This window comes from Bacillus sp. FSL K6-0073, assembly GCF_038006085.1.
Classification (GTDB): Bacteria; Bacillota; Bacilli; order Bacillales; family Bacillaceae_G; genus Bacillus_A; species Bacillus_A cereus.
The window spans coordinates 2,998,898-3,017,613 of record NZ_JBBOUN010000001.1 but is presented as its reverse complement, the minus strand read 5'-3'; the positions used below and the strand labels follow the sequence as shown (position 1 = coordinate 3,017,613).

The following is an 18,716-nucleotide window of genomic DNA, read 5'->3' as shown; positions in this document are numbered from 1 at the left end:
AAGGTAAAGTTATAAAAAGAAGCCGTTTGTAAAAAGAGGGCTTCTTTTGTTTAAAAGCGGGATATTCTTATTTATTTTTCGTATATGACGTAACGCTTCTTAAGAAGATTCCTAGTCCCGCAAAAAAGAACCCTAAGCATAATAAGCTGCCTGGCGTTCCCCAAGTAATTTGATCTAGCATTTTTTATCCCCTCCCATTTATCATTATATAGAATTTATTGGAAATTACCAAAAATTTTTTTTTAAGGGTTACTGATGAGTCTTCCTACCTTATACGAGAAGAATATATTTGAAAAGAATTCTTTGCTCTATATTTTTTATATTCTTATAATACGTTTTATATTCTTATGATATAGTAACAACAAAGGGGGCTTAAAAATGGAAATTATTCACGAAAGAGCAAAGTTGCGGTTAATGGATAATACTGATGTCGAAACTTTGTTTTCGATTGTAGAAGGAAATCGGGCTATTTGGGCGTATTTAATCTCTAAAATGGATAGTGTGCAAGATATGCAACAATACGTTCAAAAAGCGATAAAAGGTTACGGAAGAGGTACTCAAATACCTTTCGTAACCGTAGATCAACAGTCGAATAAGATTGTAGGAAGTACACGTTTATATAATATTTCAGTAGAAGATAAGACAGTTGAGTTAGGGCAAACGTGGTATCATCCGAGTGTGCAACGTACGAGTATAAATTCAGAGTGTAAGTATATGCTTCTCCAGTATGCTTTTGAAAAACTGCATATGCTTAGGGTACAAATTAAGACGGATGCAAGAAATGAAAAAGCACAACGAGCAATTGAAAGGTTAGGAGCAGTAAAAGAGGGTGTGCTTCGAAATGAAAGAAAATTACCGAATGGTTATGTGAGAGATGCGGTGGTGTACAGTATTATCTCGAGTGAATGGCCAGGCGTAAAAGAACAATTGTTAGAAAAATTAGAGTTATATAAAGAAAAGTTATAATTCGTGTTTTGAAAGGTATATTGTTCGTGACATATGAAAAATATACCTTTTTTCTTACAAAATGCTACTTTATTTTAATTCCTTTTGTTTCATCGTTCCCTTCTGAGAAAAAATTCGTTACAATGTAGTTGTATGGTAATAAACTTATGAATTTAAAAAATGTAATGAAAACCGCAAATGAAAATGAATTGATAATCCTCAATTTTAAATGAAAACCCTTTTATACATAAATAACAAGTAAAGTTCCTTCTTTTAAATAAACTCAAACAAAACGATTTGATATAAATGTTTTTTATAGAAGTATGGATGATGTACGGAGGCAATTACAAATGAAAGAAAATAAGAAGAGTAAGAAAAGACGAATCTTTCAAGTATTTTTACTAATGATTTGTTCTGCTATTTTATATGTAAGTTATGCAGCTTACGATATTTGGAGTTATCGTTTTAAAGCAAATGATGACGTGAAAACGGATGCTGGTATCGTACTAGGAGCAGCTTCGTGGAACGGAAAACCATCTCCTGTATTTAAAGAAAGAATTAATCATGCGATTTCTTTATATAAGAACGGAAATATTAAAAAGATTATTTTTACAGGTGGTACAAAGTTCGAAGCAGAACTTGAGGAAGCACGTACTGCAAGAGTATATGCAATGAAACAAGGTGTAAAAGAGGAAGATATTTTAATTGAAACTAAATCCCTTTTCACTGAAGAAAATTTAAAAAATGCGAAGCAAGTTGGAATAGAGAACGGAATACGCACATACACGATTGTAAGTGATCCACTTCATATGAAACGCGCAATGAGAATTGCAAAACATATTAATATTGAAGCGTATGCTTCACCAACGCCGACATCAGCATATAAAACGTTAGACACAGAAATTCCATTCTTCTTTAAAGAATTATTCTCGTATATTGGATATGTAACCTCTTTGCCATTAAAGGCATTGAAGGGAGATTAACATAAGAAAAGAACCTATCCTTAAATAGGAACTTTTCTTATTAGTCAAAAACATTGTATTTTTATCGGAATAGTGAAACAATAGAGAGGTAGCTTCATATAATCATAATGAAAAAGTGAGCGGTTGATGAATCGAACATAAAGGAGATTATAGTATGGCACTCTCATTTGTTGAAACAGAAGAACAATCTTTCATTATTGCACAAATAAATAAATTGATTCCGAAGTTCATGGAAAGGGAGCATCAGCTAAGTGAATTGGGATCATTTCCGTATGAAAATATAAATGATTTGAAAGATATCGGATATACGAAATTAACGTTACCGAAGGAATTTGGTGGTAGTGCGATTTCTTTATATGACTTTGTTTTATTTCAAGAGAAAATCGCGGAAGGCTGCGGAGCTACAGCATTATCGATTGGCTGGCATCTTGGCATTGTGAAAGAGCTAGCGGAAAATCGCTCTTGGAATGATGAGATGTTCAAATGGTTTTGCGAAGAAGTACGTAATGGTGCGCTCTTTAACAGGGCAGCAACAGAACCGAAAACAGGGAGTCCGACGCGTGGCGGCAAACCAGAAACAATAGCGGTTCAACAAGGCGAGAAGTGGGTTATAAATGGAAGAAAAACTTTTACAACGATGGCGCCAGTACTTGATTATTTTATTATTTCAGCAAGTATGGAAGGCCAAGAAGAAGTTGGTGAGTTTGTTATTCCAAGAAATACACTCGGTGTATCTATTGAAGAAACGTGGGATAGCGTTGCAATGCGAGGGACTGCTAGCCACGACCTTGTCTTACAAAATGTAGAGATAGAAAGTCGCTTTTTTACAGATATAAAAGGCGGGAAAGTAAAACAAAAGGGTGTTGGCTGGTTGCTACATATACCAGCATGTTATTTAGGAATTGCACAATCAGCAAGAAATTATGCAGTTCAATTTGCGGAATCATACAAGCCAAACAGTTTAAACCATTCTATTAGTTTATTGCCGAATGTTAGAAGATTAGTTGGAGAATTAGAACTCGAGCTTATGCAAGCTCGCGTCTTTTTATATCAAATTGCGAAAAAGTACGATGAGGCAGAAGATAAACTATCACTGCAAGCAGAATTAGCAGCCGTGAAATATGCTGTAACAAATGCGGCGATATCTATAGTGGATAAATCGATGCGCATCGTAGGAGCAAAAAGTTTATCAGAAAAAAATCCGCTCCATCGTTACTATTTAAACGTCAGAGCAGGACTGCATAATCCACCGATGGATGATGCAACATTGTCTATGCTGGCGGATGCGGCGTTTCGGTCGTAGTTTTTAAAGCTTACATTTTATTGTTTATGGATATTATATTTGTTTTGAAAGCACGGGTTTGATTAGTAATCAAACCCGTGCTTTTTATGTGTATGAAGTACTTAGTTGAGATGTAGGTTTTTAATATAAATGATTATCATGGTTTTTTGATTGTTTCTTGTTGGAAAATTCTTATTGTAATGCCAGTTTGGAGGTTGTATAAACATTTTTCGTATTTAATCCCAAATTAAAGGTCTTTCCAAGTTTACCATTCGTAAATATTGTAAAAATTGACCTGCATGGACCGCATCATGATAGGCAATTCGTAATAGCATGTCGCCTAAATATCTTTGATAGCCAACATCGCTTCGATCAATAAGGGTTGAATCTAGCTCAGCTATGCTTATGGATTGAACATATTCTATGAAGTCAGTAAAGTATACTTGTGCCAATTCAATTTCTTTTTTTACACAAGTAATTGGCTCGTCATCATACGGGAAATGTATATCATGTATTGAGCCGTTGTTTTTTAAAATCATATGATAGTAAAAAGTTGAGCTCCATACATGACGAATCATCTCACCAAAGGACATAGCTTCATGATCAGGCTTCCAATTAAGAAAATTATCGGGAAGAGAATCCCATAATTTTTCTGAGCGTCTTCTCGTTTCTTTCAAATTTAATATACTAAGATCAATTGCATTCATAATACATTCTCCTTTACTATTAAACTTAAAATAATTGTATCAGTTTAATAGTTAGGGTATCATCGAAATATGAATGTATATCCGAATATCTCATATATAGCCAAACTAATTGCTGAACCTACAAGAGCAATTATCTTAGATTGTTTAATGAATAATCAGGCACTACCTGCCAGCGAATTAGCTTATATGGCAAAGGTGTCACATCCAACGATTAGTTCTCACCTTTCAAAATTAGTAGAGGGGAATCTACTTACAGTTGAACAACATGGTAGACATCGTTACTATCGACTTGCTAATCAAGAGGTAGCAGAAGTTCTTGAAAAGTTAGGAACAATTGCACCAACAGTCCAAGTTCGGTCTTTAAAACAATCGGACCAACTAAAACAAATTCGTTATGCTCGAACTTGCTATGATCATCTTGCAGGCAAACTCGGTGTAGAGATAACTGAAAAATTACTAGATAGGCAATTTATAATTTTAGAGGATGGAGAATACATTGTAACGGAACAAGGTAAGCAATGGTTTCTGAATTTTGGAATAAATGTTGATGAGGCAGATACAAAAAGGAGGGTATTTGCAAAACCTTGCCTTGATTGGAGTGAACGGCGTTATCATATTTCTGGTTGGTTAGGGTCTGCAATTGCAAAACTGCTTTTTGAACAGGGATGGATTACGAAAATGGATAAGAACCGAGCTGTCCATCTTACAAAGAAAGGTGTAAAGTTATTGGAAGATCAATTAGGCATTGATATGAAAACTGAGGAAAGAAAAGCTTGAAATTAGAAAAGTCCGTCAAAATGACGGGTTTTTTCATTATGGTAGGAGTGTACATGAATAATAGGATGTTACCAATAATTGTTGCCAATAAAAAAATCTTTCTTTTCATTCTTCTTTTTTAAGTTTTAAAGGAGAAAGCTAGGCTTCTTATTTTTACTAATGTTATAATAAGAAAAAAGCACGAAAAGAGGTCATCTCATGCTAGAGGTTATTGCAACATGTTTAGAAGATGTAAAACGAATTGAAAGCGCTGGCGGGAAGCGGATTGAATTAATTTCATCTTATACAGAAGGTGGTTTAACGCCGAGCTATGCATTTATTAAAAAAGCGGTAGAAGCAGTACATATACCGATTCACGTTATGATTCGCCCGCATGCGAAGTCTTTTACATATACGGAAGAAGAAATTGAAATGATGAAGGAAGATATTATCATTGCACAGAAGTTAGGTGCAGCTGGTGTTGTATTAGGTGTATTAAACGAACAAAATGAAGTGGATGAAAAGAAATTAGCAGATTTACTATCTGTTGTAGATGGAATAAATGTAACGTACCACCGTGCGATAGATGATATAGAAAATCCGGTAGAAGCGATGAGAACTTTAAAGAAGTTTCATAAAGTGACTCACGTTTTAACTTCAGGTGGACAAGGAAATATAGTAGAGAATATTCCGGTGCTTACAGAAATGCAAAAGGTAAGCGATGGTCAAATTCAGCTTGTAGCTGGAGCTGGCGTGACGAAAGAAAATATAAAGCGATTGCTAGATGAAACTGGAATCACGCAGGCGCATGTCGGTACAGCGGTAAGAGAAGGAAAATCATGTTTTTCTGAAATAGATCCTAATTTAGTAAAAGAATTAGTTGAAATAATAAAATAAGTGCTTAAGAAAGAGGAGAAACGATGAAGGAAAATACGAAGAAAGAATTATTCTCATGGGCTAAAACGATAGGGTTTACCCTTGTATTAATTGCTATTATTCGCGGTGTTTTATTTACACCTTCTTTAGTACAAGGTGAATCGATGATGCCCACTTTAGAAAATAACGAACGAGTTCTCGTGAATAAGATTGGTTATAGTATAAGTGGATTAGATCGCTTTGATATTATCGTCTTCCACGGAAAAGAAGGATACGATTTAGTAAAACGAGTAATTGGTTTGCCAGGCGATACAGTTGAGTATAAAAATGATGTTTTATATGTAAACGGAAAAGCGATGGAAGAACCATATTTAAAACAGTTTAAAGAAAAAGCAGTAGGCCGTGTATTAACTCCAGACTTTACGTTAGAACAAATCACAGGGAAAACGAAAGTGCCAGAAGGCCAAGTATTTGTTTTAGGAGATAATCGTGAAGTTTCTAAGGATGGTCGCATGTTCGGCTTTATTTCAGAAGATGAAATTGTCGGAAAAGGACAAGCTGTTTTCTGGCCGTTGAAACAAGTAAGAGCGTTATAAAGTGTGGTGAAGTATGGGAGAGATATTCTTCCATGCTTTTTTATTTGCTTAAAATCTATTGATTGAATTGAAAGAATATTTTATAATTTTAAATTATATGTTTGTTTCGAAAAATGGAATTTAAGTTCCGTAATTTGGAACGAAAGGGAGATAGAATGAGTATAAATAAAACGGCAGTTAAGACAATGGATATTTTAGAGTTGTTTTATGAGCATGAAGAGCTAAGTTTAACTGAGATGGTTCGGCTTACAAATATGCCGAAAACATCTGTTTATCGTTTAATTGGCTCGTTAGAAGAGATGGCGTTTTTACAAAAAAACGAAAAGGGGAAATATCGTTTAGGGGTCGTATTTTTACGGTTCGGTCAACTTGTTTCACAACGATTATCAGTAAGAAATATAGCAATTCCTTATATGAAAGAACTTAGAGATAGTTTAGGACAGGCAGTTAATTTAATAATTCAAGATGATAATGAGGCAATTTACGTTGAAAAGATGGAGGGTGTTCAGCCGGTACGCGTGTATACGGCGGTTGGAAGAAGAGCACCGCTTTATGCTGGTGCATGTCCAAGAATTTTACTATCGTATTTCTCTGAGGAAGAGAAACGAAGATACATAGAGGAAGTGGATTTAAAACAGTTTGCAGATGGAACAATCGTGGATAAGGAACAATTGTTAGAAGTGTTGCAAATGGCAAAAAAGGAAGGCTACACAATTAGTTATTCTGAGTTAGAAAATCATACAGCCGCGATAGCAGCACCCATTTTCGCGAGCGATGGAACGGTTGTAGCAGGCATTAGTATTTCAGGATTAGCAATTGAGTACAGCGAAAGTAACATTTCATATTTTATTGCGAAGGTGAAAGAAACAGCGCATCGCATTTCGAAAGAACTCGGCTTTTTGGCATAGAAAGAGGGAGTAGGATGAAATTTTCTGCGTTAGGGGATCAAGCAATTATTGTTACATTTGGTGAAGAAATTAAGATGGGTATATATGAGAAAGTACAGCGGTTATTTCAAGCACTGCAACAACATCCGTTTGCAGGAATGATTGAGTGTGTTCCATCGTTTACTTCATTAGCTGTTTACTACAATGTATACGAAGTATGGAAGAGAAATGAGAGAAGTGAAAGATCATATGATTACGTTCGCCAGTATATAAAGGAGCTGTGTGATTCTTATAAAGAAGAAGTAAAACAGGATGTGAAACATATTTCTATACCAGTGTGCTACGGGGGAGAATATGGACCTGATTTAGAAGAGGTTGCACATTATAAAGGTTTACAAGTAGAAGATGTGATTCGAATACATAGTGAAACTACATATTTTGTATATATGTTAGGTTTTACACCAGGGTTCCCGTATTTAGGAGGACTATCAAAAGAATTAGAAACACCTAGAAAAGAAACACCACGGTTACAAATCTCTCCTGGTTCAGTAGGTATTGGCGGAAATCAAACAGGTATATATCCGCTTGAAACACCAGGAGGATGGAATATTATCGGCCGAACACCTATTACTCTATTTAATCCGAAAGAAGAAATACCAACATATATTCAAAGTGGTATGTATTTACGATTTATCCCGATAACGAAGGAAGAGTATGTATCTCTTGAGGGGGCTAAAGAATGGATGTAGAAGTTTTGCATGCAGGAATGTTTACAACAGTCCAAGATTTAGGGCGATCTTATTATCAACAGTTTGGTGTACCTGTTGGGGGTGCTATGGATAAAAATGCGCTTAGGCTCATCAATATGTTAGTCGGTAATGAAGAGAATGAAGCAGGATTAGAAATGACGATTTTAGGTCCTAAATTGTTAATAAAGAAAACGACTTTACTCGCAATTGGTGGGGCTGATATGGAACCGTTGTTAAATGGAGAACGTATCCCATTATGGCGTCCCATTTTAGCGGAAGAAGGTAGTATGCTTTGTTTTGGAAAAGTGAAAAGTGGTTGTAGAGCGTATGTGACTTTTGCGGGTGGTATACATATTGAGCGTACAATGGGAAGCAAAAGTACGTACATACGTGCTGCGATTGGTGGTATAGAAGGAAGAATGCTGAAAAAAGGAGATTGTTTTCAAATTGGTACGTACTCAGAAATGGCGAATCGTTTCATTCAAGACTTACAAAAAGATGAGCGAATAAAAACGAAATGGGTAATTAGCAACAGCGTACTACCAAAGTATAAGAAACATCCTAAGCTTCGTGTCATAACTGACTTTGAATACGATCAATTTATCGAAGAAAGTAGAAAGGCATTTTTTACGAAAGAGTATAAGGTATCTAATTATGCTGACCGTATGGGCTACAGGGTTGAGGGAGAAGTTTTAAATAGGATTGAAGAAAAAGAGATTTTATCGAGTCCTGTTACATTTGGAACCATTCAAGTTCCTAATGGTGGACAGCCGATTATATTAATGGTAGATAGGCAAACGACAGGTGGCTATCCGAGAATGGGAAATATCATTTCAGTAGATTTACCTCTTCTTGCCCAGCTAAAGCCGGGGGACTATGTTTCTTTTGAGAAAATTACGCTTGAAGAAGCGGAACAATTGTACATAGAACAAGAAGTAAATAGCAATCTATTAAAGAGATTTATCGCTTTACGAAGTTAAAATTAGGAGGAAAACAGTGTGACTACAATCGATTTAAACTGTGATTTAGGAGAAAGTTTTGGAGCTTATAAGATGGGGAATGATGGTGAAATTCTTCCGTTCGTTTCCTCTATAAACGTTGCTTGCGGTTTTCATGCGGGTGATCCGTCTGTTATGCGTCAAACTGTTGAAAAAGCTTTGGAGCATAACGTAGCAATAGGGGCGCATCCTGGATTTCCTGATTTAATTGGATTCGGTAGAAGAAACATGAATGTTTCAGCAAGTGAAGTATACGATTATGTTTTATATCAAATCGGCGCATTAGACGGGTTTGTAAAAGTGGCTGGCGGGAAGATGCATCATGTAAAGCCGCACGGTGCCTTATATAATATGGCGGCGTCTAATTCGGAAATTGCAGATGCAATCGCAAAGGCAATTTATCGTATAAATCCAAGTCTATTACTTTATGGATTAGCAAATAGCGTGGCATTTATACAGGCTGCAGAAAAATACAAAGTAACTCTCGTACAAGAGGCTTTTGCGGATCGTACATATAAGCAAGATGGTACATTAACGAGCCGTACAGAAGAAAATGCGCTTATAAAAGATGAAGACGAAGCGATAAAGCAAGTACTTCAAATGGTGAAAGAAGGCCATGTAAATTCGATCAATGGAGAGAAAGTAGCAGTTCAGGCGCAAACGATTTGTTTACACGGTGATGGGGAAAAAGCAGTGCAATTTGCAGAAAGAATATACAGAACATTCGAACATAATGGTATTTCTATATGTGCACCGAAATAAAAAATGAGGGGAAGTGTTGGAATTGGTGAAATTAATCGGAATATTATTAGTGGCAGTGGGCTTTTTATTTAGATTAAACACACTTTTAGTAGTTATGGTTGCAGGTATTGTTACTGGTATGGTTTCAGGATTAAGTTTTTATGATGTGATCAGCATGTTCGGTAAATTTTTCATAGAAAATAGATATATGTCTATGCCAATTATATTAACTTTACCTGTAATCGGAATTTTAGAGCGTTACGGTTTAAAAGAAAGAGCCGAAGCACTTATAACGAAATCAAAAGGAGCAACAACTGGAAGAGTATTAATGTCATATTTTACGATAAGAGAATCATCAGCAGCACTAGGGCTTAATATTGGTGGGCATGCGCAAACAGTAAGGCCGCTCGTTGCACCGATGGCAGAAGGGGCCGCGCAAGGTAAATACGGTAAACTTCCTGAAAAATTAAGAGAAAAGATTAAAGCAAACGCAGCTGCTGCGGAAAATACAGCTTGGTTTTTCGGAGAAGATATTTTCATCGCAACTGGTGCTATTTTATTAATGAAAGGATTCTTCGATTCAGTAGGTATGCATGTCGGTGTATGGGATATGGCACTTTGGGGCATTCCGACAGCAATATCTGCACTTATTGTAAGCTGGATTAGATTTAGAAGGTTTGACAAATATATAGAGAAAACAATGAAGGCAGAAGGAAAAGAAAAGAAGGAGGCAATCTAATATGAACATCATCACAATGGATACAATCTATTATGTATTAGGGATAATTGTTGCTTTTATCGCTGTTCGTATCGCATTCGATCGTGAACATCCAAACAGATTCGGTTCTAGTTTATTTTGGGCATTGTTTGCAGTTACATTTTTATTTGGAAATGTAATTCCTTCGTTTTACGTGGGCTGTATCGTGCTCGCTATGGTCGTTTTAGCCTCGCTAAATAAAGTGACAAAATCAGAGGAAAAAGAAGTTCCAGTACAAGAACGTGTGAAACATGCTGAGAAATTAAAAAATAAAATTTTTATGCCTGCACTATTAATTCCTATTTTTACAATTATCGGTACGTTAACGTTAGGGAAAATTAAATGGGGAAATGTCTCTCTTGTTGATCCAGATAAAGTAACGTTAGTAGCGTTAGCGCTTGGTGCATTACTCGCATTCGTCGCGGCGATGCGTATTACAAAATCAAAAATAACAACGCCTGTTCAAGAAGGAAGCAGACTATTACAAGCTGTCGGCTGGGCTGTCATTTTACCACAAATGTTAGCAGCACTTGGCGGTATTTTCGCGAAATCTGGCGTTGGACAAGTTGTTTCAGATTTAGTCGGTCAAGTATTACCGACAGAGTATCCGTTCGTTGCTGTTATGGCGTACTGTTTAGGCATGATGCTATTTACAGTCGTAATGGGAAATGCATTCGCAGCGTTTGCTGTTATTACTGGCGGAATTGGCTTACCTTTAATAGTTCAAATGCACGGCGGAAACCCAGCAATTATGGCAGCACTCGGTATGTTTGCTGGATATTGCGGAACGCTGCTTACACCAATGGCAGCAAACTTTAATATCGTACCTGCGATGCTTTTAGAGCTAAAGGATAAAAATGCGGTTATTAAAGCGCAAGTACCAATTGCTCTTTCAATTTTTATCATAAATATGTTTATTATGTACGGCCTTGTATATCGTTTTTAATTAGGAGGATAAAACTATGAAAACAGTATTATTAACAGGGTTTGATCCGTTTGGCGGAGAAAATATCAATCCAGCTTGGGAAGTAGCAAAAGGTTTGCATGAAAAAACAATTGGAGAATACAAGGTAATAAGCAAACAAGTACCAACTGTATTTCATAAATCAATAAGCGTATTAAAAGAGTATATAGAAGAACTAGCGCCGGAAATTATTATATGCATTGGACAAGCTGGGGGCAGACCAGATATTACGATAGAACGTGTTGCAATTAATATTGATGATGCAAGAATCGCAGACAATGAAGGAAATCAGCCGGTAGATATACCGGTTGTAGAAGAAGGAGCGATTGCGTATTGGTCTACACTTCCGATGAAAGCAATCGTAAAAAAACTTCGCGAAGAGGGCATACCGTCATCTGTTTCACAGACGGCAGGCACATTCGTTTGTAATCACTTATTCTATGGACTTATGCATGAACTAGAGAAACATGATAAGAAAATAAAAGGCGGATTCATTCATATTCCGTTTTTACCAGAACAAGCGAGTAATTATCCAGGGCAACCGAGTATGTCACTTTCTACTATTAGTAAGGGAATAGAATTGGCAATTGAAGTAACGATGACAGTTGAAGTAGATATTGTAGAGATTGGGGGCGCAACGCATTAAGTAAAATGAATTGTACAACACCTCCTGTAAACAACTGGTATAATAAGAATAGGAAAATACATAGAGGTGATTTTTGTGCAACAATTTGAAGAAGTACGTTCAATTTTAGAAAAAGCGAAGAAAATTACAGTATTAACAGGCGCTGGTGCAAGTACGGAAAGTGGTATCCCAGATTTCCGTTCAGCAAATGGATTGTATGCTGATGCGAATGTGGAGATGTACTTATCAAGAGGGTACTATAACCGAAGTCCGAAAGAATTTTGGAAGCATTATAAAGAAATCTTTCAAATTAATACGTTCCATCAATATAAACCAAATCGTGGACATCGTTTTTTAGCTGAGCTAGAAGAACAAGGGAAAGATATTACGATTTTAACGCAAAATATTGACGGTTTACATCAATTAGGTGGCAGTAAACATGTCATTGATTTACATGGAACACTTCAAACAGCACATTGTCCGAAGTGTAAAGCGGGATATGATTTACAGTATATGATTGATCATGAAGTGCCGCGCTGTCAGAAGTGTAATTTCATTTTAAATCCAGACGTTGTTTTATACGGAGATACACTGCCTCAATATCAAAATGCAATGAAACGTTTATATGAAACAGATGTACTTCTCGTTATGGGAACGTCATTAAAAGTACAACCTGTCGCTTCATTCCCACAAATCGCAAAGAGAGAAGTAGGGGCAACAACTATTTTAGTAAATGAAGAGTTAACAGGACAGGAATATAACTTTGATTATGTTTTTCAAAATAAAATTGGTGAATTTGTTGAAGAGGTATCTTTAATGAAATAAGTTATCGAAAAAACTGAGGTAGATACCTCAGTTTTTTATTTGAGTAATCGCTGTTTTAAGCCATATGAAAACATTTTGATAATGTAGTAACAACATCTCTATAATTTATAAAAAATTGTTTCATAGGTAAAATAGCAGAGTAAGAAGTAATATTATCTTTAGTGAATACACAATCGTCATAAAGTAAGCTAATATGTAGCTGTTGTAAAGGCTCTATTTCGTTTTGCTTTAAGTATAAAACTAAGTCATTATAAAGTTGTTCACTATAATTACTTACGGAACATTCTATTGAAAGCTGACCTACTATGCTAGTCCACCATACTTTAAAGCTACATATTAATTCTTTAAATGATTCCTCATCACATAAATTAGCGTCAAAAAGTTTCTTGTAAAATATATGATTCTCCTCGTGGAAAATTTGTAAATCATATCTGTCGTTAGCAGTTTGCTTACGAAGAGTCAGCCATAATTCTTTGAAATTTGTTTTAAAGTCAGTGGAGAAATGTAATGTTTTTGTTATGTAAGGAAAACGAAAATTTTCTTTTTTTCCTTTTTGATTGAGATAAATATTTTGAATGTAGATCATAAAGTTTAAACAATGTGGCGTTTTAGTATGTATGATAAACGAATCTGTCATTTTCGTTCTCTCCTTAAGAATGTCTTTTATGAATTTATTTCTTTAGTATACAAAGAAATGTAAACTAATGGTATAAAAATAAATTTGCCCCATTTTTCTTTTAGAATAATATTCATTTTATTGTGCATTAAGGGAATGGTAATAAATAGGATATAAAAATAAAAAACTGAAAATTAAATCTTTTATTTCTTTTATAATTAATATAAAATTCTATATATATCATATAAATAAATTTGATACATAATGACTTTGCGTAGAAATGTTAATAGAATGAAGCGAGGGAGCGAAATGAGACAGAAAAAGGAGCAGAAAAAACTATCGAAAAAGAAAAAGACTCATATTCCATTTCGGTTAAATGTACTATTTTTTATTGTCTTTCTTTTATTTTCAGCTATTATAATTCAATTAGGTAAAGTACAAATCATTGATGGAGAAACGTATAGAAATGAAGTAAATAAAAAGGAAGATGTAACGGTAAGCACTCCCGTTCCTAGAGGGAAAATGTTTGATCGGCAAGGTCACGTTATTGTAAATAATAAACCATTGCGAACCGTTACATATACGAAAATGAGAGGAGTAGACTCGAAAGAAGTTTTACAAGTAGCAAGAGATTTAGCTAAGCTAATTGAAATGTCGCAAGAGGACATAGACAAGTTAACAGAAACAGATAAAAAGGATTTTTGGATGCAGTTAAATGAAAAGCGGGCAGCAGCGAAAGTAACGAAAGAAGATGAGAGTAAATTTAGAAAGCAGGAGATAGAAGGGAAAGAATTAGATAAAAAAGTTGAAGAGTTACGTAGGGAAAGAATTACACAAGAAGAATTAAGTGAACTTTCAAAAGAAGACCTAGAAGTACTAGCCATTAAAAGCAAAATGAATGCGGGATATAAAATGACGCCGCAAATCGTTAAAAAAGATGTAAGTCAAAATGAATATGCTGTCGTTAGTGAAAGGTTGGCAAGTTTACCGGGGGTAGATACAACAGTAGATTGGGAACGTGAATACCCAAATGATAAAATACTGCGCTCTATACTAGGTAGCGTTTCTAATGAAAATGAAGGGTTGCCAAGAGAACAATTAGATTATTATTTAGTTCGTGATTATAATCGAAACGACCGTATTGGTAAAAGTTACATCGAAAAACAATACGAAGATGCACTACACGGAACGAAAGAACAGTCTAAAAATATTATGGATAAAGCAGGGAAGATTGTTCGAACAGAAAAAGTGACTGAAGGAAAAAGTGGAAATAACTTGATGTTAACAGTCGATATGGATTTACAGAAAAGAGTAGAGGGAAGCCTTGAAAAGAATTTACGAGCCTTTCATGCTGCAGAGCCGATGATGGATCGTGCGTTCGTAGTAATGATGAATCCGAAAAACGGTCAAATTTTATCAATGGCAGGAAAGAAAATTGTAAATAAAGATGGCGGTATGCAAATAGAAGATTATGCATTAGGAACGATGACAAGTTCTTATGAGTTAGGGTCAACTGTAAAAGGTGCTACTTTATTAACTGGATATCAAACAGAAGCGATTAAGCCGTATACACATTTCTTTGATGCACCAATGTATTTTAAAGGAAGTTCTAAGCCGAAGAAATCGTGGAAAGAATTTGGGGATATTGATGATTTAAGAGCTTTGCAAGTGTCATCGAACGTTTATATGTTTAATACGGCTTTAAAAATGGCAGGCATTAATTATGTCCTAAATAATCCATTAGACATTAAACAAGAAACATTTAATAAAATGCGCTACTATTTTAGACAATTTGGCCTAGGTGTGTCGACTGGTATTGACCTGCCAAATGAATCAATTGGTCAAGTAGGTAGAACTGATAACATACCCGGATTTTTACTTGATTACGCGATTGGACAGTATGATACATATACGCCGCTTCAGCTTGCACAATATATTTCAACCATTGCAAATGGCGGTTACCGAATGAAGCCACAAATTGTACAAGAAGTTAGAGAGCAACCGAATAGACCAGAGGATGTAGGAAAAGTCGTTCGGTCGATTGAACCAGTTGTATTAAATAGAGTGGATATGGACACTTCGTACATTAATCATGTAAAAGAAGGATTTAGAAGAGTTTTTCAAGAAGCTGACGGAACAGGTACCGGAACGTTTAAAGGTCTACCATATAAACCAGCGGGAAAAACAGGAACAGCTGAAACAGTATATGGTGGAGAAAGTGATATTGGAAGAGATGAGAACAACAACCGAAAAAAATGTTATAATTTAACTCTTGCCGGTTATGCGCCATATGATGCTGATCCGGAAATAGCCTTTTCAGTTGTTGTACCATGGGTGAATGATGATAAATCAGGAATTAATTCTGCCATTGGTAAAGAAATTTTGGATGCGTATTTTGAATTAAAAACAAATAGATCAAATACAAATTCAATTCCAGTAGAACAACCGAACAAGGCACAGTAAAAATAGTATCACTGCATGGAAACATATTGTGCAGTGATATATTTTTTGAGTTAAAAAGCGCTTTATAAGGTGGGAATGGATATGAAAAAGGAGATTAAGAGAGGCTGGGGAAAGTACATACTATTTATATTGGTGATAGTCATAGGCTACCATTCTTTTACTTTATGTAAGGTGGAAGGGGAATCGATGCAGCCCACTTTATATGAAGAAGACTACGTATTTGTAAATAAAGCAGTAGTACGTCTTTCTAATTTACAACACGGAGAAATTGTCATTATAAAAGAAGAGGATGAATCGAAATATTATGTGAAACGTGTAATAGGGCTTCCTGGTGATGTAATTAACATAACGAACGGAAAGGTATATGTGAACGATAAAAAGCAAGAAGAACCATATACAAACAAAGATTTATTTAACAACACACAAGTGTTTTATAATTTTCAAAAGACAAAAATTCCGCCAAATAAGTTATTTGTAATGGGAGATAACCGCGAAGTAAGTAGAGATAGTCGAAATGGCTTAGGATATATTGAAGAAGATAACATAATTGGCAAGGTGGAATTTGTATATTATCCTTTTTCAAAAATGAAAATAATAGAATAAGTGGGAGAGGAGCAAAACCCCACTTATTAAAGTTTCACTTTATTTTCTTTAAAAAACCTTTTGGATTAAATGATATGAAAAATTTATGTTTAGACTCGTCGATTATGAAGTTATTATTTTTAGTTAAAAACTCATCCACAGCCTCCATCGGGCCAGGCCCCCAATCGGGAAGAAGCGGATGTCCATTAATGGAGGTATCTTCTACAATCATATAACTGCCAGTAGTGACGATAGATTTATATAGTAATAGTTCTTTGGATACATGCTCTTTACTATGATCAGAATCTAAAATAACTAAAACCACATCATCAGGTTTGCGCATGCTTACTATTGTTTGGACGGCCTGCACAGAAACAGAAGATGCTGTTAAATACGTAATCCGATTATGTGATGGTCGATTTGGCTGCGGAGTTATATCGATAGTAAGTACGTGACCTTTTCCAATTAAATCTAACATAGAAGCTAAATACAGTGCACTACCACCGTGAAAAGTCCCGCATTCAATAATTAAATCGGGCTTTAATTCATAAATGATTTCTTGATACAAAAAGAGATCAGAGGGAAGTTTACAGATTGGAACCCCGAACCAGTGTGTATCGTTTAACCATACGAGGCTGTTGTAATATTGGTTTAGAAATTCATTGCTTATAGTATCGATTTTAAATTCTCCTTTCTAAAAAGGATTCTCTCGTTTGACGTAAAGTGTTTACGCATGAAAGTTGTACTATATATTATGTAGTAAGGAATTGTAAGGCGAGTGTTTTTACTTGAAAATAAGCCAAATAACTCATGTGGAAAATGAAAGGAAATGATCGTATATACAAATACACAATTTGCTTTATTAGAAAAAGCGATAAAATACTGCTATTAAATAGAAATAAAAAGCCGAATATGGGGATGTGGAATGGTGTTGGAGGAAAAATAGAAGATAATGAAACGCCATACGAAGGAATAATTAGAGAAACATTTGAGGAAACGGGCATAGAACTTTCAAGTGTAACGTATAAAGGGACTGTTGGTTTTAAAGGTAAAGATGAGCCCCAGGCTAGTGAAGGAATGTATGTGTTCGTTGCTGATTTGCCAGATGGAATGCAAATGAATACACCATTACGTACGGCTGAAGGTCTATTAGAATGGAAAGAAATTGATTGGATATTAGATGGTGATAATAGAGGAGTAGTTAGCAATTTACCAAAATACTTACCGACAGTATTAACAGAAGAAAATAAGTTAGAACATATGTTTACGTATGATAACCGGAATATTATTCATTACACAACTGCATGTTTGACAGAAGATAATGCGAACAAGCGATATGAAAAACAACTCATTTCTCAATAGAAGAGTAAAGTGAAAAATCACGTTTTGCTCTCATCATATATGCGAGGTGATTATATGTTTCAGAAATACAATTCATTGGTCATAATTGTAATATGCATGATATAACTTTTCTTATTATGAAAGAGTAGAGAACATATGTAAACGGAGCAAAAAGGAGGTGGCTTTGCCACCTCTTTTTGTTAGCTACAAATCGCCTTAATCATAAAACGATGTTGCTTTACATCAAAATAACCTTTTTGTAAGATGATTTCATGTATACGATATAATTCCTCACAATACCTTTCAACAGTAAAATCAGGAATTTGCCACGGAATTGCTTTTAAATAATAGACGATAGCGCCAATATCATAAAAGCGTTGGAAAGGGAATTCCTCTTTTGCATCTAAGATAGTAAATCCATTTTGCTTTAACTCACTGCATGCGGTTTCGAGAGACCAACTTGCAAATTCGCTATTTAGTGGTGAGCCAAACTGCTCATTAAGTTCCGCGCAATCAAGACCGCCAACTTGTTGTGTAAGAAAAACGCCACTTGGAGAAAGAATTCTGTTTACCTCAGAAGCAGCATACGATTCATGTTGATTTATAATTAAATTAAATTGACCATCTTGAAATGGCAAAGCAGTATCATCGGTCACTTCTACAACGGTAACCCCTAAAGGCTCTAATTTCTTTTGAGCAATTGGCACATTTGGAGCGTAGCCCTCAGTAGCGAATATAGTTGACGGGAACGGTTGTAACATAGATAAAAACTCTCCGCCGCCAGTACCCATATCGAGCATTGATTCTGCACGTTGCATAAGCTGAAAAGCAGTACTGCCGTATGACCACGATAAAGGCTCGCTCTTCATTCGACCTGTTTCTGAAATGAAAGAAAAATCCCAGCCGCTAAAATGTGTATTTGCACTTTCTAATAAAGTTAAAAATAATGGATCACGTTTCATAATTATGTCCTCCTATTTTTTTAATGGATGATATGATGAGAAAAGAAAAAGGGAGGACCTC

The 18,716-nt window shown here is 35.4% G+C and carries 21 protein-coding genes; 17 read left to right on the top strand and 4 right to left on the bottom strand.

Annotation, left to right across the window (positions count from 1 at the left end; genetic code table 11):
* Nucleotides 1-378: 378 nt before the first annotated feature.
* The 3 genes from MHB52_RS15710 (at nucleotide 379) to MHB52_RS15700 (ending at nucleotide 3,231) form a co-directional block, all read left to right on the top strand.
* Nucleotides 379-966, top strand: coding sequence for a GNAT family N-acetyltransferase (locus MHB52_RS15710; RefSeq protein ID WP_000402581.1), 588 nt, complete (start codon nucleotides 379-381; stop codon nucleotides 964-966).
* A gap of 329 nt (nucleotides 967-1,295) precedes the next feature.
* Nucleotides 1,296-1,928: a YdcF family protein gene (locus MHB52_RS15705; RefSeq protein ID WP_000662216.1), complete on the top strand. Its 633-nt coding sequence runs from the start codon at nucleotides 1,296-1,298 to the stop codon at nucleotides 1,926-1,928.
* 154 nt (nucleotides 1,929-2,082) lie between these two features.
* Nucleotides 2,083-3,231 carry an acyl-CoA dehydrogenase family protein gene (locus MHB52_RS15700; RefSeq protein WP_001218341.1) on the top strand — a complete coding sequence of 383 codons (1,149 nt, stop codon included), beginning with the start codon at nucleotides 2,083-2,085 and terminating at the stop codon, nucleotides 3,229-3,231.
* Between the two features lie 215 nt (nucleotides 3,232-3,446).
* Here the strand turns inward: MHB52_RS15700 and MHB52_RS15695 are convergent, their stop codons facing one another.
* Nucleotides 3,447-3,917 (bottom strand): DinB family protein, encoded by a 471-nt coding sequence (locus MHB52_RS15695; RefSeq protein WP_061664381.1) that lies wholly within the window; start codon nucleotides 3,915-3,917, stop codon nucleotides 3,447-3,449.
* Between the two features lie 69 nt (nucleotides 3,918-3,986).
* Here MHB52_RS15695 and MHB52_RS15690 point away from each other — a divergent pair, with 69 nt between their 5' ends.
* The 11 genes from MHB52_RS15690 (at nucleotide 3,987) to MHB52_RS15640 (ending at nucleotide 12,691) form a co-directional block, all read left to right on the top strand.
* Nucleotides 3,987-4,694, top strand: a complete 708-nt coding sequence (locus tag MHB52_RS15690; RefSeq protein ID WP_061664382.1) for an ArsR/SmtB family transcription factor — start codon at nucleotides 3,987-3,989, stop codon at nucleotides 4,692-4,694.
* Between the two features lie 198 nt (nucleotides 4,695-4,892).
* On the top strand, nucleotides 4,893-5,570 hold the full coding sequence (locus MHB52_RS15685; RefSeq protein ID WP_061664383.1) for a copper homeostasis protein CutC: 678 nt from the start codon (nucleotides 4,893-4,895) through the stop codon (nucleotides 5,568-5,570).
* A gap of 23 nt (nucleotides 5,571-5,593) precedes the next feature.
* Complete coding sequence (gene lepB, locus MHB52_RS15680) at nucleotides 5,594-6,145, top strand: signal peptidase I (RefSeq protein WP_000662490.1); 552 nt, start codon at nucleotides 5,594-5,596, stop codon at nucleotides 6,143-6,145.
* Nucleotides 6,146-6,300: 155 nt separating this feature from the next.
* A complete protein-coding gene (locus MHB52_RS15675; RefSeq protein WP_000026392.1) occupies nucleotides 6,301-7,053 on the top strand; it encodes an IclR family transcriptional regulator in 753 nt (250 codons plus the stop codon).
* A 14-nt stretch (nucleotides 7,054-7,067) separates the two neighbouring features.
* Nucleotides 7,068-7,781 carry a 5-oxoprolinase subunit PxpB gene (pxpB, locus tag MHB52_RS15670; protein WP_000672278.1) on the top strand — a complete coding sequence of 238 codons (714 nt, stop codon included), beginning with the start codon at nucleotides 7,068-7,070 and terminating at the stop codon, nucleotides 7,779-7,781.
* Nucleotides 7,772-8,761 carry a 5-oxoprolinase subunit C family protein gene (locus MHB52_RS15665; protein WP_000382252.1) on the top strand — a complete coding sequence of 330 codons (990 nt, stop codon included), beginning with the start codon at nucleotides 7,772-7,774 and terminating at the stop codon, nucleotides 8,759-8,761. The genes pxpB and MHB52_RS15665 overlap by 10 nt, the downstream gene beginning before the upstream one ends.
* Before the next feature lie 18 nt (nucleotides 8,762-8,779).
* Nucleotides 8,780-9,541 (top strand): 5-oxoprolinase subunit PxpA, encoded by a 762-nt coding sequence (pxpA, locus tag MHB52_RS15660; RefSeq protein WP_000207352.1) that lies wholly within the window; start codon nucleotides 8,780-8,782, stop codon nucleotides 9,539-9,541.
* 22 nt (nucleotides 9,542-9,563) lie between these two features.
* Nucleotides 9,564-10,259, top strand: coding sequence for a DUF969 domain-containing protein (locus tag MHB52_RS15655; RefSeq protein WP_000239811.1), 696 nt, complete (start codon nucleotides 9,564-9,566; stop codon nucleotides 10,257-10,259).
* A gap of 1 nt (nucleotide 10,260) precedes the next feature.
* Nucleotides 10,261-11,223: a DUF979 domain-containing protein gene (locus MHB52_RS15650; RefSeq protein ID WP_001021658.1), complete on the top strand. Its 963-nt coding sequence runs from the start codon at nucleotides 10,261-10,263 to the stop codon at nucleotides 11,221-11,223.
* Between the two features lie 16 nt (nucleotides 11,224-11,239).
* Nucleotides 11,240-11,887 carry a pyroglutamyl-peptidase I gene (gene pcp, locus MHB52_RS15645; protein ID WP_000859713.1) on the top strand — a complete coding sequence of 216 codons (648 nt, stop codon included), beginning with the start codon at nucleotides 11,240-11,242 and terminating at the stop codon, nucleotides 11,885-11,887.
* A gap of 75 nt (nucleotides 11,888-11,962) precedes the next feature.
* Entirely contained in the window at nucleotides 11,963-12,691 is a 729-nt protein-coding gene (locus MHB52_RS15640) for an NAD-dependent protein deacylase (RefSeq protein WP_001183800.1), read from the top strand.
* Between the two features lie 55 nt (nucleotides 12,692-12,746).
* Here the strand turns inward: MHB52_RS15640 and MHB52_RS15635 are convergent, their stop codons facing one another.
* On the bottom strand, nucleotides 12,747-13,328 hold the full coding sequence (locus MHB52_RS15635) for a hypothetical protein (RefSeq protein WP_016118190.1): 582 nt from the start codon (nucleotides 13,326-13,328) through the stop codon (nucleotides 12,747-12,749).
* 288 nt (nucleotides 13,329-13,616) lie between these two features.
* On the opposite strand from MHB52_RS15635, the gene MHB52_RS15630 reads away from it, so the two are divergent.
* Together MHB52_RS15630 and lepB (MHB52_RS15625) are read left to right on the top strand one after the other, a co-directional pair.
* Nucleotides 13,617-15,770, top strand: a complete 2,154-nt coding sequence (locus MHB52_RS15630) for a peptidoglycan D,D-transpeptidase FtsI family protein (RefSeq protein WP_061663380.1) — start codon at nucleotides 13,617-13,619, stop codon at nucleotides 15,768-15,770.
* Between the two features lie 81 nt (nucleotides 15,771-15,851).
* Nucleotides 15,852-16,373: a signal peptidase I gene (gene lepB, locus MHB52_RS15625; RefSeq protein ID WP_033682956.1), complete on the top strand. Its 522-nt coding sequence runs from the start codon at nucleotides 15,852-15,854 to the stop codon at nucleotides 16,371-16,373.
* A 34-nt stretch (nucleotides 16,374-16,407) separates the two neighbouring features.
* Here lepB (MHB52_RS15625) and MHB52_RS15620 read toward each other — a convergent pair whose 3' ends face one another.
* On the bottom strand, nucleotides 16,408-17,031 hold the full coding sequence (locus MHB52_RS15620) for a cephalosporin hydroxylase family protein (protein ID WP_080119249.1): 624 nt from the start codon (nucleotides 17,029-17,031) through the stop codon (nucleotides 16,408-16,410).
* 140 nt (nucleotides 17,032-17,171) lie between these two features.
* Here MHB52_RS15620 and MHB52_RS15615 point away from each other — a divergent pair, with 140 nt between their 5' ends.
* A complete protein-coding gene (locus MHB52_RS15615; protein WP_061663384.1) occupies nucleotides 17,172-17,714 on the top strand; it encodes an NUDIX hydrolase in 543 nt (180 codons plus the stop codon).
* 179 nt (nucleotides 17,715-17,893) lie between these two features.
* Here MHB52_RS15615 and MHB52_RS15610 read toward each other — a convergent pair whose 3' ends face one another.
* The gene (locus MHB52_RS15610) at nucleotides 17,894-18,655 is read right to left on the bottom strand and encodes a methyltransferase domain-containing protein (RefSeq protein ID WP_061663382.1); all 762 of its coding nucleotides are present in this window, start codon (nucleotides 18,653-18,655) and stop codon (nucleotides 17,894-17,896) included.
* Nucleotides 18,656-18,716: the final 61 nt, after the last annotated feature.

Excerpts from the sequence above, each read along its gene's own strand:
- MHB52_RS15710 (WP_000402581.1), top strand. The coding sequence starts at position 379 with ATGGAAATTATTCACGAAAGAGCAAAGTTGCGGTTAATGGATAATACT.
- MHB52_RS15705 (WP_000662216.1), top strand. The coding sequence starts at position 1,296 with ATGAAAGAAAATAAGAAGAGTAAGAAAAGACGAATCTTTCAAGTATTT.
- MHB52_RS15700 (WP_001218341.1), top strand. The coding sequence starts at position 2,083 with ATGGCACTCTCATTTGTTGAAACAGAAGAACAATCTTTCATTATTGCA.
- MHB52_RS15695 (WP_061664381.1), bottom strand. The coding sequence starts at position 3,917 with ATGAATGCAATTGATCTTAGTATATTAAATTTGAAAGAAACGAGAAGA.
- MHB52_RS15690 (WP_061664382.1), top strand. The coding sequence starts at position 3,987 with ATGAATGTATATCCGAATATCTCATATATAGCCAAACTAATTGCTGAA.
- MHB52_RS15685 (WP_061664383.1), top strand. The coding sequence starts at position 4,893 with ATGCTAGAGGTTATTGCAACATGTTTAGAAGATGTAAAACGAATTGAA.
- lepB (WP_000662490.1), top strand. The coding sequence starts at position 5,594 with ATGAAGGAAAATACGAAGAAAGAATTATTCTCATGGGCTAAAACGATA.
- MHB52_RS15675 (WP_000026392.1), top strand. The coding sequence starts at position 6,301 with ATGAGTATAAATAAAACGGCAGTTAAGACAATGGATATTTTAGAGTTG.
- pxpB (WP_000672278.1), top strand. The coding sequence starts at position 7,068 with ATGAAATTTTCTGCGTTAGGGGATCAAGCAATTATTGTTACATTTGGT.
- MHB52_RS15665 (WP_000382252.1), top strand. The coding sequence starts at position 7,772 with ATGGATGTAGAAGTTTTGCATGCAGGAATGTTTACAACAGTCCAAGAT.
- MHB52_RS15650 (WP_001021658.1), top strand. The coding sequence starts at position 10,261 with ATGAACATCATCACAATGGATACAATCTATTATGTATTAGGGATAATT.
- pcp (WP_000859713.1), top strand. The coding sequence starts at position 11,240 with ATGAAAACAGTATTATTAACAGGGTTTGATCCGTTTGGCGGAGAAAAT.
- MHB52_RS15635 (WP_016118190.1), bottom strand. The coding sequence starts at position 13,328 with ATGACAGATTCGTTTATCATACATACTAAAACGCCACATTGTTTAAAC.
- MHB52_RS15630 (WP_061663380.1), top strand. The coding sequence starts at position 13,617 with ATGAGACAGAAAAAGGAGCAGAAAAAACTATCGAAAAAGAAAAAGACT.
- lepB (WP_033682956.1), top strand. The coding sequence starts at position 15,852 with ATGAAAAAGGAGATTAAGAGAGGCTGGGGAAAGTACATACTATTTATA.
- MHB52_RS15615 (WP_061663384.1), top strand. The coding sequence starts at position 17,172 with ATGAAAGGAAATGATCGTATATACAAATACACAATTTGCTTTATTAGA.
- MHB52_RS15610 (WP_061663382.1), bottom strand. The coding sequence starts at position 18,655 with ATGAAACGTGATCCATTATTTTTAACTTTATTAGAAAGTGCAAATACA.